The sequence below is a fragment of the Thiohalobacter sp. COW1 genome (genome assembly GCF_016629505.1).
In the GTDB taxonomy this organism is placed as follows: Bacteria; Pseudomonadota; Gammaproteobacteria; order Thiohalobacterales; family Thiohalobacteraceae; genus Thiohalobacter; species Thiohalobacter thiocyanaticus_A.
Map to the genome: position 1 here is coordinate 2,690,485 of NZ_AP024239.1, position 13,848 is coordinate 2,704,332.

Annotated in this window: 13 protein-coding genes; 4 read left to right on the plus strand and 9 right to left on the minus strand. The window is 63.8% G+C overall.

The window, feature by feature from the left end; all coding sequences use genetic code 11:
• Positions 1-3 precede the first annotated feature (3 nt).
• From yidC to rpmH, 4 genes are read right to left on the minus strand one after another with little or no spacing between them, the layout of a single operon-like run.
• Positions 4-1,641, minus strand: coding sequence for a membrane protein insertase YidC (gene yidC, locus COW1_RS12695; RefSeq protein WP_201344390.1), 1,638 nt, complete (start codon positions 1,639-1,641; stop codon positions 4-6).
• Positions 1,634-1,879, minus strand: a complete 246-nt coding sequence (gene yidD, locus COW1_RS12700) for a membrane protein insertion efficiency factor YidD (RefSeq protein WP_304941094.1) — start codon at positions 1,877-1,879, stop codon at positions 1,634-1,636. The genes yidC and yidD overlap by 8 nt, the downstream gene beginning before the upstream one ends.
• The gene (gene rnpA, locus COW1_RS12705; RefSeq protein ID WP_201344392.1) at positions 1,861-2,229 is read right to left on the minus strand and encodes a ribonuclease P protein component; all 369 of its coding nucleotides are present in this window, start codon (positions 2,227-2,229) and stop codon (positions 1,861-1,863) included. Before rnpA ends, yidD begins: the two co-directional genes overlap by 19 nt.
• Before the next feature lie 17 nt (positions 2,230-2,246).
• Positions 2,247-2,381 carry a 50S ribosomal protein L34 gene (gene rpmH, locus COW1_RS12710; protein ID WP_096363845.1) on the minus strand — a complete coding sequence of 45 codons (135 nt, stop codon included), beginning with the start codon at positions 2,379-2,381 and terminating at the stop codon, positions 2,247-2,249.
• A 221-nt stretch (positions 2,382-2,602) separates the two neighbouring features.
• On the opposite strand from rpmH, the gene dnaA reads away from it, so the two are divergent.
• From dnaA to gyrB, 4 genes are all read left to right on the plus strand, one after another.
• The gene (gene dnaA, locus COW1_RS12715) at positions 2,603-3,958 is read left to right on the plus strand and encodes a chromosomal replication initiator protein DnaA (protein WP_369801225.1); all 1,356 of its coding nucleotides are present in this window, start codon (positions 2,603-2,605) and stop codon (positions 3,956-3,958) included.
• A 217-nt stretch (positions 3,959-4,175) separates the two neighbouring features.
• Positions 4,176-5,276, plus strand: a complete 1,101-nt coding sequence (gene dnaN, locus COW1_RS12720) for a DNA polymerase III subunit beta (protein ID WP_096363841.1) — start codon at positions 4,176-4,178, stop codon at positions 5,274-5,276.
• Positions 5,277-5,307: 31 nt separating this feature from the next.
• Entirely contained in the window at positions 5,308-6,387 is a 1,080-nt protein-coding gene (gene recF, locus COW1_RS12725) for a DNA replication/repair protein RecF (protein WP_096363839.1), read from the plus strand.
• Positions 6,388-6,456: 69 nt separating this feature from the next.
• Positions 6,457-8,877, plus strand: coding sequence for a DNA topoisomerase (ATP-hydrolyzing) subunit B (gyrB, locus tag COW1_RS12730; protein WP_096363837.1), 2,421 nt, complete (start codon positions 6,457-6,459; stop codon positions 8,875-8,877).
• 55 nt (positions 8,878-8,932) lie between these two features.
• Here the strand turns inward: gyrB and COW1_RS12735 are convergent, their stop codons facing one another.
• The 5 genes from COW1_RS12735 to glyQ form a co-directional block, all read right to left on the minus strand.
• Complete coding sequence (locus tag COW1_RS12735; protein WP_096363835.1) at positions 8,933-9,682, minus strand: 1-acyl-sn-glycerol-3-phosphate acyltransferase; 750 nt, start codon at positions 9,680-9,682, stop codon at positions 8,933-8,935.
• A gap of 1 nt (position 9,683) precedes the next feature.
• Positions 9,684-10,202, minus strand: a complete 519-nt coding sequence (locus tag COW1_RS12740) for a D-glycero-beta-D-manno-heptose-1,7-bisphosphate 7-phosphatase (RefSeq protein ID WP_201344393.1) — start codon at positions 10,200-10,202, stop codon at positions 9,684-9,686.
• A gap of 8 nt (positions 10,203-10,210) precedes the next feature.
• Positions 10,211-10,546, minus strand: coding sequence for a MazG nucleotide pyrophosphohydrolase domain-containing protein (locus tag COW1_RS12745; RefSeq protein ID WP_096363831.1), 336 nt, complete (start codon positions 10,544-10,546; stop codon positions 10,211-10,213).
• A 175-nt stretch (positions 10,547-10,721) separates the two neighbouring features.
• The gene (gene glyS / locus COW1_RS12750) at positions 10,722-12,794 is read right to left on the minus strand and encodes a glycine--tRNA ligase subunit beta (protein WP_201344394.1); all 2,073 of its coding nucleotides are present in this window, start codon (positions 12,792-12,794) and stop codon (positions 10,722-10,724) included.
• The gene (glyQ, locus tag COW1_RS12755) at positions 12,791-13,723 is read right to left on the minus strand and encodes a glycine--tRNA ligase subunit alpha (protein WP_201344395.1); all 933 of its coding nucleotides are present in this window, start codon (positions 13,721-13,723) and stop codon (positions 12,791-12,793) included. The genes glyS and glyQ overlap by 4 nt, the downstream gene beginning before the upstream one ends.
• Positions 13,724-13,848: the final 125 nt, after the last annotated feature.

Sequence of the window (13,848 nt, forward strand, 5' to 3'; positions counted from 1 at the left end):
TTTTCACTTCCCGCCCTGCTCGATGCGGCGGGTGATGACCCACTGCTGGGCGATGGAGAGCACGTTGTTGGTCACCCAGTACAGCACCAGCCCGGAGGGGAAGAAGGCGAAGAAGACAGTGAACACCACCGGCAGGATCATCATCACCTTGGCCTGGATCGGATCCAGCGGCGCCGGGTTGAGCTTCTGCTGGATGAACATGGTCGCACCCATGATCAATGGCAGGATGTAGTACGGATCCTTCGATGACAGGTCGTTCAGCCACAGGGCGAAGTCGGCCTGGCGCAGTTCCACGCTTTCCAGCAGCACCCAGTACAGGGCGATGAAGACCGGGATCTGGATCAGGATGGGCAGGCAGCCGCCCAGCGGATTGATCTTCTCGGTCTTGTACAGCTCCATCATGGCCTGATTGAGCTTCTGCTTGTCGTCGCCGTAGCGCTCCTTGAGCGTCTTCAGCCGCGGGGCGAGCTTGCGCATCTGCGCCATGGACTTGTAGCTCATCTCCGAGGGCTTGTAGAACAGCAGCTTGATCAGCAGGGTCAGGATGATGATCGACCAGCCCCAGTTGCCGACCAGGTCGTGGATCTTCTCCAGCAGCCAGAAGATGGGCTTGGCCAGGATCGTGAGCATGCCATAGTCGGCGGTCAACTCCAGACCCGGGGCGATCTCCTTGAGCCGTTCCTGCAGCTTCGGGCCGACGAACAGCCGGCTGCTGAAGGTGTGTTCCCCGCCCGGCGGCACGCTCACGGCCGGGGCGGCCAGCCCCAGCACGTAGCGATTGTCGGACAGCGCCTTGCTGTAATAGTGATTCGTTTCTCCCGGCGCGGGCAGCCAGGCCGCCAGGAAGTAGTGCTGGATCATGGCGGCCCAGCCGCCGCTGATATCGCGTGCCAGCGGGGTGTCGCGCATGTCCCCGAAGTCGTACTTCTCGTATTTCTCTTCCGGGCTGTAGATCACACCACCGGTGTAGGTATAGATGAAGGCCTGGCCCTGACCGCTGACCTCGCTGCGCTGCAGCTGGCGATACTGGCGTCCGCGCCAGGGTTTGCCGGTGGTGTTGCTGACCTGCTGCTCCAGTTCGACCAGGTAGTCGCCGCGGGTGAAGCGGTAACGCTTGATGACCTCAATGCCTTCCGGACTGGTCCAGGTGAGTTCGACGGTGAGCTCGTCCTGTCCCGGCTGCAGGCGCCACTCGTCGCGCGCACTGCTGAAGGTCACGTGATGCGTCGGTTCGGTGCTGTCCGGTGTGCGCAGACCGGACTGGACCACGAAGATGTCACTGGGCCGCTCGTGCAGCAGGCGCACCGGGACGTCGGGCTTGTCGGCATCGATGGGATAATCCAGCAAAGCGGCGCCGACCAGATCGCCACCGCGGGTGTCGATCTCGATATCCAGGACATCGGTGACCACGCGGACGCGCCTGCTCCCGGGGTCCGGGGTCGGTTCGGCCTCGGCGGTCATGCCGGTCTGCGGCAGGGCGTCGGGGACGTCCGCGGCCGGAGTGGACTCGGCGCCGGCGGCACTCTCGGCACGGGTTTCGACCGGGACCGGCTCGGGGGCATAGTCGCGCTGCCAGGCCTCCCACAACAGGAGCACCACGAAGCTCAGGGCGATGAACAGGATCAGACGCTGATTATCCATGTTTGTTTTCTACCGGGTGGGGAGGCTCGGGCACCGGGTCGATTCCGCCCGGATGCCAGGGGTGGCAGCGGCCCAGCCGCCTCAGGGTCAACCAGCCACCGCGCAGCACGCCGTGACGTGCCACGGCCGTCTGGGCGTAACAGGAACAGGTGGGATGAAACCGGCAATGCTGACCGAGCAGCGGGCTGAGGCAATAGCGATAGACCCCGATCAGACCGATCAGGATGCGTTGCCAGATTGTCTGCTGAGTCGTTTCCAATGCCGTTCCAGGATCTCGTTGAGCTGCGCCGCCGGCACCTGGCTCAGACCGTGACGACCGATGACCACGAAGTCCAGATTGCCCAACTCGGTCTGCAGATGACGGAAGCGTTCACGTATCAGACGCTTGATCCGATTGCGCTCGACTGCCCGTGGCGAGACCTTGCGCGAGATGGCCAGTCCAAGCCGGGGATGGCCCAGATCGTTCGGGGCGGCCAGCACGGTGAGATAACGATCGCTGGAGCGGCGGGGGTGGGCGAAGACCCGCCGGAACTCGCTGGGTCGGGTCAGCCGCGCCGGGCGCGGAAAGCCGTGCGGGGTCCGCGCCAATGCACTCGCGGGCGTGCTCAGACGCTCAGCCGGGCTCGACCCTTGGCGCGGCGTGCCTTGAGAACACGGCGGCCGTTCTTGGTGCTCATGCGGGCGCGGAAGCCGTGGGTGCGCTTGCGCTTCAGGTTACTGGGCTGAAAGGTTCGCTTCATGGCGTTGACTCGAGTAAAGGCTTAATGGATCCGGGCCTTAGGGGCCCCTGCAGAGAACGCGCAATACTACCGGCGCCGCTGCGATACTGTCAACTTCCACACGCCTGCAAACGGGTGTGGATAACTCGTGAAATCGGGGTTAGACTCGTGGCCTTTTCCCACAACGAAACGACCCGGTCCCGTGCGGACCAGAACTCGGAACTGTGCCTCCGAAGGAGCCCGTGTTGGATACCCATTTGTGGAAACAGTGCCTGGATCGCCTCGAGGAGGAGATCCCGGAACAGCCGTTCAACACCTGGATCCGACCGCTGCACGCCGAATCCCACCCGGAAGGCAACCTGCGGCTGCTGGCACCCAACCGCTTTGTGCTGGACTGGGTGCGCGAGCACTACCTGGGGCTGATCCAGGACACCCTGACCGGGCTGACCCCGGAACAACCGACCCGGGTCCGGCTCGAGGTCGGCACCCGCAAGGTCGCCCCTGCGGCGGACAAGCCGCGTGAAGCGGCCCGATTCACCCGTGCGGCCAATCGCGAGCAGCCGGCCCAGGCGCCCACCAACCACACGCTCAACGCCAGCTTCACCTTCGAGACCTTTGTCGAGGGCAAGTCCAATCAGCTGGCCAAGGCCGCCTCCATGCAGATCGGCGAGAACCCCGGCGGCGCCTACAATCCACTGTTCATCTATGGCGGTGTGGGGCTGGGCAAGACCCATCTGATGCATGCCGTGGGCAACCTGATCCTGCAGGGCAAGCCCAACGCCCGGGTGGTCTACCTGCACTCCGAGCGCTTCGTCGCCGACATGGTCAAGGCATTGCAGCACAACGCCATCAACGAGTTCAAACGCTATTACCGTTCGGTGGACGCACTGCTGATCGATGACATCCAGTTCTTCGCCGGCAAGGAGCGCTCCCAGGAAGAATTCTTCCATACTTTCAATGCCTTGCTGGAAAGCCAGCAGCAGATCATCCTGACCTGCGACCGCTATCCCAAGGAGGTCGACGGACTGGAGGAGCGCCTGAAATCACGTTTCGGCTGGGGCCTCACCGTGGCCATCGAACCGCCGGAACTGGAGACCCGGGTGGCAATCCTGATGGCCAAAGCCGCCCAGGCCCAGGTGGAAATGCCCGACGAGGTCGCCTTCTTCATCGCCAAGCGCATCAAGTCCAATATCCGCGAACTGGAAGGGGCGCTGCGGCGCGTTGCGGCCAGTGCCCGCTTCACCGGGCGGGCGGTCACACTCGATTTCGTCAAGGAGGCGCTGCGCGACCTGCTGGCCTTGCAGGACAAGCTGGTATCGATTGAAAATATTCAGAAAACCGTGGCCGAATACTATAAGATCCGGGTGGCGGATCTGCTCTCGGCGCGGCGCAGCCGCTCCATCGCCCGCCCCCGGCAGGTCGCCATGGCCCTGGCCAAGGAACTCACCAGCCACTCCCTGCCGGAGATCGGCGACTCCTTCGGCGGCCGCGACCACACCACCGTGCTGCATGCCTGCCGCAAGGTGGCGGAGTTGCGCGACACCGATATCCGGATCAAGGAGGACTATTACAACCTGTTGAGGACCCTGACCACATGATGTGGATAAGATGTGCGGCCTTTTCCGGTTCCCGGCACTCACAGACTTATCCACAATCCGCACACAGGCTCCCGAGGGGTTGTCCGCCCGGTTGTGGCTAATAACAAGATATTGAAATAAAACATTATTTCACTGTTATCCACAGCACAAGGGCGCACTAAGAGTAACAACAGGGTAAATATTTATTCAATACTATTTCTAGTCAGGACAGGTACAGATGAAATTCAGCATTCAGCGCGAGAACCTCCTCAAGCCACTGCAGCAGATCATCGGTGTGGTCGAACGCCGCCAGACACTGCCGGTCCTGGGCAATGTCCTGATCCAGTCCAGCGGCCAGGGCCTCACCCTGACCGCCACTGACCTGGAGGTCGAACTGGTCGCCACGGTCGAGCAGGCCGTTGACGCAGGTGGAGAGGTTACCCTGCCGGCGCGCAAGCTGTTCGATATCTGCCGGGCCCTGCCCGAAGGCAGCACCCTGGAGATCAGCATCGAGCAGGAACGGGCCCTGGTGAAGTCCGGCCGCAGCCGTTTCACCCTCTCGACCCTGCCTGCCGGCGACTTCCCGGTGATCGAGGAGATGAAGACGGCCCTGTCCTTCACCCTGCCGGAAAAGGCGTTGAAGGAGATTATCGAGCGCACCCATTTCGCCATGGCCCAGCAGGATGTGCGCTACTACCTCAACGGCCTGATGCTGGAGGTCGATACCGATGCCCTGCGCGCCGTCGCCACGGACGGGCACCGTCTGGCCATGTCCGAAGTGGCGGTCGAAACCGGGGTGGGGGAAAAGACCCAGATCATTGTCCCGCGCAAGGGGGTACAGGAACTGCTCCGCTCGCTGGAAAGTTCCGATGCCGAAGTCACCGTGGCGCTCGGTGCCAACCATATCCGCATCAACACGCCTGAGTTGCAGGTCACCTCCAAGCTGATCGATGGCCGCTTTCCGGACTACGAGCGGGTTATGCCCAAGGGCGGTGACAAGGTCATCACTGCCGCGACTACCGGTCTGCGCCAGGCGCTCACCCGGACTTCCATCCTGTCCAACGAGAAATACCGCGGTATCCGGCTCAGCCTGGACAACAACAGCCTGCGTATTCAGGCGCACAACCCGGAACAGGAGGAGGCCGAGGAGGAACTGGAGATCAACTACAGCGCCGATCCGCTGGAAATCGGTTTCAATGTGACCTACCTGTTGGATGCCCTGTCAGCGTTGCCGGGCGAGGAGGTCCGTATCCTGCTCAGCGACGCCAACAGCAGTTGCCTGATCGACGATCCCCAGGGCGGGCCGAACCGCTACGTGGTCATGCCGATGCGGCTGTAGCCGCAACGGTGCCTGTCTGTGCTCCCGATTCATGCCGCTGACCCGGTTAAGCCTCAGTCATTTCCGGAATATCACCGCTGCTGAACTGGAGTTGTCGCCGCGCTTCAACCTGATTGTCGGTGCCAATGGCTCCGGCAAGACCAGTCTGCTGGAGGCGATTTTCTATCTCGGCCGGGTCCGTTCCTTCCGTACCCGCAAGCTCGATCAACTGATTCAGGGCGGTGAAACTCACTTTCGGTTGATTGCCCGGCTGGCTGATCCGGATACAGGCGAACGCACGCTGGGTATTGAACGCGGCCCGGATGGCCAGACCCTGCGTCTGGGGGGGCAGCCGGTCCGCCAGCTGGCCGAGTTGGCCCGGGCGTTGCCGATTCAGCTGCTCAATCCCGACAGCCACCTGATTCTCGAGGGCGGGCCCCGTTATCGCCGCCGATTCCTGGACTGGGGCGTGTTCCACGTGGAACCGGGTTTCTATTCCGCCTGGCAGCGTTATGCTAAGGCCCTCAAGCAGCGCAACGCTGCACTGCGCACAGGCCGCAGCCGACGTGACATCGCGGCCTGGACACCGGCGCTGGTGCAGGCTGCCGAGGTTCTGCACAGCCTGCGCAATGAATACATCAGCGAACTCCTGCCCTATGTTCGTAGCAACCTGGCATCCCTGGTCGATCTGCCCGGGCTCGATTTCCGCTATCAGCCAGGCTGGCCGGAAGAGGCGGGTCTGGCGGCAACGCTGGATGCCCGGCTGGATTCCGATTTGCGGCGCGGCTTCACCCAGGCCGGACCGCACCGGGCCGATCTGTTGCCATTGCTGGACGGCGTACCCGCCATCGAGCGGATCTCGCGCGGTCAGCAGAAGCAGCTGGTTTCCGCCCTGCTCCTGGCCCAGGCCGAGTTGATGATGGAAAAAAACCGCCAACCCTGCCTGTTTCTGATCGATGATCTGCCGGCCGAACTGGATATGGGACACCGCCAGCGGGTGCTGGAGCGGCTGCTGGCGTTGCAGTCCCAGTTGTATATCACCACCACAGATGCGGACGCCATTCCCTCGAGCCCGGGGATGGATGCCAGAATGTTCCACGTGGAACAGGGGCGGCTCGCTGAGATCCGCTGAGGTTCCACGTGGAACACAGCGGCGCCCAGGAAATGGTATACTGGGCCATTGCGATAGAAGGATGGGGTCATGACGGATAAAACCACCTACGATTCCTCGAACATCAAGGTGCTGCGCGGCCTGGACGCCGTGCGCAAGCGCCCGGGTATGTACATCGGCGACACCGACGATGGCACCGGCCTGCACCACATGGTGTTCGAGGTGGTGGACAACTCCATCGACGAGGCGCTGGCCGGGCATGCTCGCGAGGTTCAGGTCACTATCCATAGCGATGAATCGGTCACCATTTCCGATGATGGCCGCGGTATCCCGGTGGATCTGCATCCGGAGGAGGGCCGCTCCGCCGCCGAAGTGATCATGACCGTGCTGCATGCCGGCGGCAAGTTCGACGACAACTCCTATAAAGTGTCGGGCGGGCTGCATGGCGTGGGTGTTTCGGTCGTCAATGCCCTGTCCGAATACCTCAAACTCACCATCCACCGTGACGGCAAGGTATGGCACCAGGAATTCCGCCTGGGGGAGCCGGTCGCACCGCTGGCCGAGATCGGCGACACTGACAAAACCGGCACCGAGATCCGCTTCAAGCCCAGCCGCGAGATCTTCACGGACACTGAATACCATTACGACATCCTGTCCAAGCGTCTGAGAGAGTTGTCGTTTCTCAATTCCGGGGTGCGCATCAGCCTGCGCGACGAACGCACCGAGAAATCCGATGTTTTCGAGTACCAGGGGGGCATTCGCGCCTTTGTCGAGCACCTGAACCGCAACAAGACCCCGCTGCACCCGACCGTGTGCTACTTCAATACCGAGCGTGACGGCATCTGGGTCGAGGCCGCCTTCCAGTGGAATGACTCCTACCAGGAGAACATCTTCTGCTTCACCAACAACATTCCCCAGCGCGATGGCGGCACCCACCTGGCCGGCTTTCGCGCCGCGCTGACCCGCACACTGAACCACTACCTCGAAGCTGAAGCCATCACCCGGAAGGCCAAGGTCACGCCGACCGGAGACGATGCCCGCGAGGGCCTGACCGCGGTGCTTTCAGTGAAGGTGCCGGATCCGAAATTCTCCTCCCAGACCAAGGACAAGCTGGTGTCCAGCGAGGTCAAGGGGGTGGTCGAATCCGCCATGGCGGAGCAGTTGAACAATTACCTGCTGGAACATCCCAACGAGGCCAAGGCCATCACCGCCAAGATCGTCGAGGCAGCCCGGGCCCGCGAGGCCGCGCGCAAGGCGCGTGACATGACCCGCCGCAAGGGTGCACTGGATGTCGCCGGACTGCCGGGCAAGCTGGCCGACTGCCAGGAGCGCGACCCGGCCCTGTCCGAGCTCTACCTGGTGGAGGGCGATTCCGCCGGCGGCTCGGCCAAGCAGGGCCGTGACCGTCGCAACCAGGCCATCTTGCCGCTCAAGGGCAAGATCCTGAACGTGGAGAAGGCGCGCTTCGACAAGATGCTGTCCTCGGCCGAAGTCGGCACCCTGATCACTGCACTCGGTTGCGGCATCGGCCGGGAGGAATTCAACCCGGACAAGCTGCGTTATCACAGCATCATCATCATGACCGACGCCGATGTCGACGGCTCCCATATCCGCACCCTGCTGCTGACCTTCTTCTACCGCCAGATGCCGGAGCTGATCGAGCGCGGCCATGTCTACATCGCTCAGCCACCCCTGTACAAGATCAAAAAAGGCAAGCAAGAACAATACGTTAAAGATGATCCAGCGCTCAATCAGTACCTGCTGCAGTCGGCCCTGGACGGCACCCAGCTGCATGTGAGCACCGAGGCACCGCCGATCACCGGCGAGGCGCTGGAGGTGCTGGCCTCCGGTTACCTGGGGGTGATGAACGCCATCAAGCGCCTGTCGCGTCACTATGACAGCCTGCTGCTGGAACGCATCATCTATATGCCGCCGATCGACGAGGTGAAGCTGCACGACATCCCGGCCATGCGCGACTGGTTCCGCGAGCTGCAGGACCGCACCAATGCCGTCATGCCGGCCGGCCAGCGCTTCGAGATCACCCTGGATGACACGGTCGAGCAGGGCGCCTTCGTCGCCACCATGGTCAAGCTCACCCACGGCATTGTCGCCAGCGAGCAGCGCCTGGCCTCGGATTTCTTCGCCACGGCCGAGTACGAGCGCATGCGCGCCCTGGGTCAGCAACTCGATGGCCTGCTCAGCGACACGGCCTATATCCGCCGTGGCGAACGCCAGCAGCCGGTGACCAGTTTCAAGGAGGCGGTGACCTGGATGATGGAGCAGGCCAAGCGCGGCCAGCAGATCCAGCGCTACAAGGGACTGGGCGAGATGAATCCGGAGCAGCTGTGGGAGACCACCATGAATCCGGATACCCGGCGTATGCTGCAGGTACAGATCGAGGATGCGGTGGCCGCCGATCAGATCTTCACCACCCTGATGGGCGACCAGGTGGAGCCGCGGCGCGACTTCATCGAGTCGAACGCGCTGGCGGCAAACAACCTGGATGTGTGATCGTCGAATTTAGGAATAGTTAACGAAAGATTGAGGAAGATCGCGAATTTTGCGATCAATCATTAGTACCGCTGAGCGTGCTGATCCGATCCACGGTCGACTCGATCCAGGCCTCGGCCTCGGCCAGGATCTCGGCCGCTGCCCTGCCGTCTGTGGCAATGGGTGGTCCCACCACCATCCGGATTTCTCCCGGGTACTTGATGAAGCTGTGCCGCGGCCAGAACTCACCGGCATTGTGCGCCACCGGTACCACCGTTGCACCGCTGCGCTCGGCCAGCACTGCGCCACCGATACGGTACTTACCCTTCTTACCCGGTGCTGTGCGCGTGCCTTCCGGGAACACGATCACCCAGCGGCCGTCAGCCAGGCGCCGGGTGCCCTGTTCGACCAGCTGCTCCACGGCCCGGCGGCCGGCACCGCGATCGATGGCGATGGGTTCGATCAGGGCCAACGCCCAGCCGAACAGCGGGATGCGCAGCAACTCGCGCTTGAGCACCCAGACCTGGGGCGGGAACACCCGCTGCAGGGCGAGCGTCTCCCAGGTCGACTGGTGCTTGGAGAAGACGATCGATGCCTGCGCGGGGATGTGCTCACGGCCTTCCACCCGGTAGTGCAGGCCGCAGCTGATGCGCAGCCACCACAGATTCAGCCGCGCCCATTGAGTGGCGACGGTATAGCGGAGCCTGAAGGGAAAGGGGAAGGTCAGCAGGGTGAGCGGAGCCAGCACCAGGGTGGAGGTGAACATTACCAGCCAGAAGATCAGGGAACGCAGGTAGAGCAGGGGTGAGGGTAAGCGTGGCGGCATCTCAGTCGGCGTTGTCGGTTTCGTCTAACAAGAATTGAACGGCAGAATCGAGGCTGCTGAAACAGGGCTCCGCGGCGTCGGTGTTTCCGCTCCCCAGTAGCAGACAGCGCAGACCTGCGGTGCGTCCGGCTTCCAGCGCTGGTCCCTGGTCAAGAGTGATGTAAGGCACGAGTTCCAGGCGCAGTTGCTGGCGCAGTGCGATGTCGAGCAGCAGCCCCGGCCGGGGTGGACGGCAGGGGCAGTTCGTATCCGGTCCGTGAGGACAGAACAGAATCGCATCAATCTGGCCACCGGCGTTGCTTGCGGCCTGGGACAGGCGGTTGTGCAGCCGGGTCAGCCGATCCAGCACCGTGGCGGGGTCGCCGTCCCTGACGGGTGTCCCTGTGACCAGTACCCGCCGGTCGGCGCGGCTGAGGCGGGCAATGGCCTCCAGGCTGCCGGGTCGCGGATTCCACTGATCGGACGCGGCGTCACGGCTGGTGTCACGAATGACGTCAAGGTCGACGATGACGGGCTGCATGCGGCTGCTCAGGTGTCACGGAACTCGGAGACGCGGATGCGGCCGTTCACCATGCGGGCATCGCGCTGCATGATTTTGTCCATCTTGTCCCAGAAGGCCTGTTTGAGATCGAAGTCCTCGGCAATCGCCGTGCCCATGATCAGGATCAGCAGGTCGGCGCACTCCTCGGCGAGCTTGCCTGTGTCCTTGCCCTTGGTCACGCAGGCGGCGATCTCGCCCAGTTCCTCGGCCATCAGGGCGATGCGGTAGGTCATGTCCTCGCCGCCGGTGTTCTTGAAGTCGTGCTTGTCATGAAAGGCCTGCACCGCGGCCAGCATGTCAGCGTAGGAATCCGGGTTGCTCATGGGACCTCCCGTGTAGGATGGGTGGAGCAAAGCGCAACCCATCGTTGAGCAGTTCATTCGATGGGTTACAGCGCATGGCGCTTCCACCCATCCTACACCACTGCACGAGCAGCGAAATATACTGAGTTCTTAGCGCCTTTGCGTCTCTGCGTTGAGGATTTGTTCTCAGTCTAGCCTACTGCAGCCGAGACAGGTCCGCCGCGCCCAGGAACAGTGCCTGCAGCCCCTGCAGCAGGGCCAGGCGGTTGTCGCGCAGGGCCGGGTCTTCGGCCATCACCATGACCTGATCGAAGAAGCTGTCGACCGGCTCGCGCAGGGCGGCCAGCAGGCACAGGGCCTCGGTGTATTGGCCGCCCTCGAACAGTGGCTCAACCTTCGGGCGCAGCTGCTCGACGGCCGAGTGCAGTGCCTGCTCGGCCGGTTCTTTCAGCAGCCCGGCATCGACCTGATCCGGCACCGTGGACTCAGCCTTGCGCAGGATGTTGCCGATACGCTTGTTGGCCGCGGCCAGGCTCTCGGCCTCGGGCAGCCGGGCGAATTCGCGCACCGCCTCGATGCGGCGATGGAAATCGAGCGGCCGGGTCGGGGTCTGTGCCCGCACCGCTTCGAAGATATGGATATCCAGGCCTGTTTCACTGTAGTAGGCGCGCAGCCGGTCGAGCATGAACTCGAATACCTCGGCGGTCACATGGCCGGCCTTGATCTCCGGTGCGAAACCGCCGGCACTTTCATCCAGCAGTGAGTGCAGGTCCAGGTCAAGTTCGCATTCGATCAGGATGCGCACGATGCCGAGTGCGGCCCGGCGCAGGGCGAAGGGATCCTTGTCGCCGGTGGGCGCCTGGCCGATGGCGAAAATGCCGACCAGGGTGTCCAGCCGGTCGGCGATGGCCAGTGCCTGGCCGATGGCGCTCTGCGGCAGCCGGTCGCCGGCAAAGCGCGGCATGTATTGCTCGTCCAGGGCCTGCGCGACTTCAGCGGACTCACCATCGTGCAGCGCATAGTAGCGGCCCATCACGCCCTGCAGTTCCGGAAACTCGAAGACCATCTGGGTGAGCAGGTCGCACTTGGCCAGCAGCGCGGCGCGTTCGGCCTGATCCGGATCGGCCTCGATGGCGGCGGCGATGGTGCGGCCCAGCCGTGCCACCCGCTGCGATTTGTCCAGCAGGGTACCGAGCTTATTCTGGAACACCATGCTGGCCAGTCGTTCCTGGCGGCTTGCCAGCGGCTGTCTGCGGTCCTGCGTCCAGAAGAAGGCGGCGTCGGTCAGGCGCGGGCGGATCACGCGTTCGTTGCCGGCGCGGACCTGATCCGGGTCGCGGCTCTCCAGGTTGGCGACGGTGACGAAATGCGGCAGCAGGCTGCCGTTGCCATCCACCACGGGAAAGTACTTCTGGTGATCCTGCATGGAGGAGATCAGCGCCTCGGCCGGGACCTCCAGGAACTCGGGATCGAAACCGCCGCTGATGGCCACCGGCCATTCCACCAGGGCAGTGACCTCGTCCAGCAGCTCGTCGTCGATCAGGGCCTCGCCCTGGAGCCGGCGCGCGGCCTCGATCACCTGGCCGCGGATGGCCTCGCGGCGGGCGTCCATGTCGGCCAGCACATGGCCCTCGGTCTCGAGCAGCGGCATATAGGCGGCCGGCTCGGCGAGATACAGCGGTTCTGGGTGATGAAAGCGGTGGCCGTAGGTCTCGCGTCCGGTGGGCGTACCCAGAATCGTTGCATCGACCACCTCGTCGCCGAACAGCAGCACCACCCAGTGTACAGGCCGGACGAATTCATCGTCGCCACCGCCCCAGCGCATGCGTTTGGGGATGGGGAGCTGGCTCAGTGCCTGGGCGACGATATCAGGGATCAGATCGGCGGCGGGTCTGCCGGGCTCGAACTGCCGGTAGGCCAGCCAGGCGCCCTTGTCGGTCTCGAGGGTTTCGAGCTGCTCGACCGTCACGCCGCAGGAGCGGGCAAAGCCCTCGGCCGCCTTGGTGGGGCAGCCCTCGTCGTCGAAGGCCGCGGTGACGGCCGGGCCGCGCTTGAGCTGTTCACGGTCCTGCTGAGCGGTCTGCAGACCCTTCACCCAGACCGCCAGCCGGCGCGGGGCGGCATAGGCCACAGTGGCGGCATACTGCAGTTCGGCCTTGTCCAGCCCGGTCGTGATGCCCTGTTCGAAGGCATCGCGCAGCCGGCGCAGGGCCTTCGGCGGGAGTTCCTCGGAGCCGATCTCGATCAGCAGGTCGCGGGTCTGGCTCATCCCTGGCCCTCCTGCTTGAGCATCGGGAAGCCCAGTGCCTCGCGGCTGGCATAGTAGGCCTCGGCCACGGCCCGGGCCAGGGCGCGCACGCGCAGGATATAGCGCTGGCGCTCGGTGACCGAGATCGCGCTGCGGGCATCCAGCAGATTGAAGGTGTGCGAGGCCTTCAGTGCCTGCTCGTAGGCCGGCAGCGGCAGCCCGGCCTCGATCAGCTTCCGGCTCTCGCGCTCGCAGCTGTCGAACCAGGCGAACAGGGATTCAGTGTCGGCGTGCTCGAAGTTGTAGGTCGATTGCTCGACCTCGTTCTGGTGAAACACGTCGCGGTAGGTCACGGTGCCGGCCGGGGTGCGGGTCCAGACCAGGTCGAACACGCTCTCCACCCCCTGCAGGTACATGGCGATGCGCTCCAGGCCGTAGGTGATCTCGCCGGTGACGGGCTTGCAGTCCAGGCCGCCGACCTGCTGGAAGTAGGTGAACTGGGTGACCTCCATGCCGTTGAGCCAGACCTCCCAGCCCAGGCCCCAGGCGCCCAGGGTGGGCGATTCCCAGTTGTCCTCGACGAAGCGGATGTCGTGCACCAGCGGGTCCAGCCCCAGGTGCCTGAGCGATCCCAGGTACAGGTCCTGGATCTCCAGCGGTGAAGGCTTGAGCACCACCTGGAACTGATAATAGTGCTGCAGCCGGTTGGGGTTGTCGCCGTAGCGCCCGTCGGTGGGGCGGCGCGAGGGCTGCACATAGGCCGCGTGCCAGGGCTCGGGGCCGATGGAGCGCAGGAAGGTGGCCGGGTGGAAGGTGCCGGCGCCGACCTCCATGTCCAGCGGCTGCAGGATCACGCAGCCCTGCTCCGCCCAGTAGCTTTGCAGGGCCAGGATCAGGCCCTGGAAGGTGCCGACATCGAAACCGGACTGGGACGCAGTGGAGCTGGCCATCGCAAACATCTTGAAATTGCTGAAGGTAAAGGCCGGCAAGTATAGCCCGCCCGGGGCCGGGGGTGAAAGAGAAAATCCGGCACGGATCCGCGCCGACGGGGAGTTATGCCGGAATCGGGAATTGG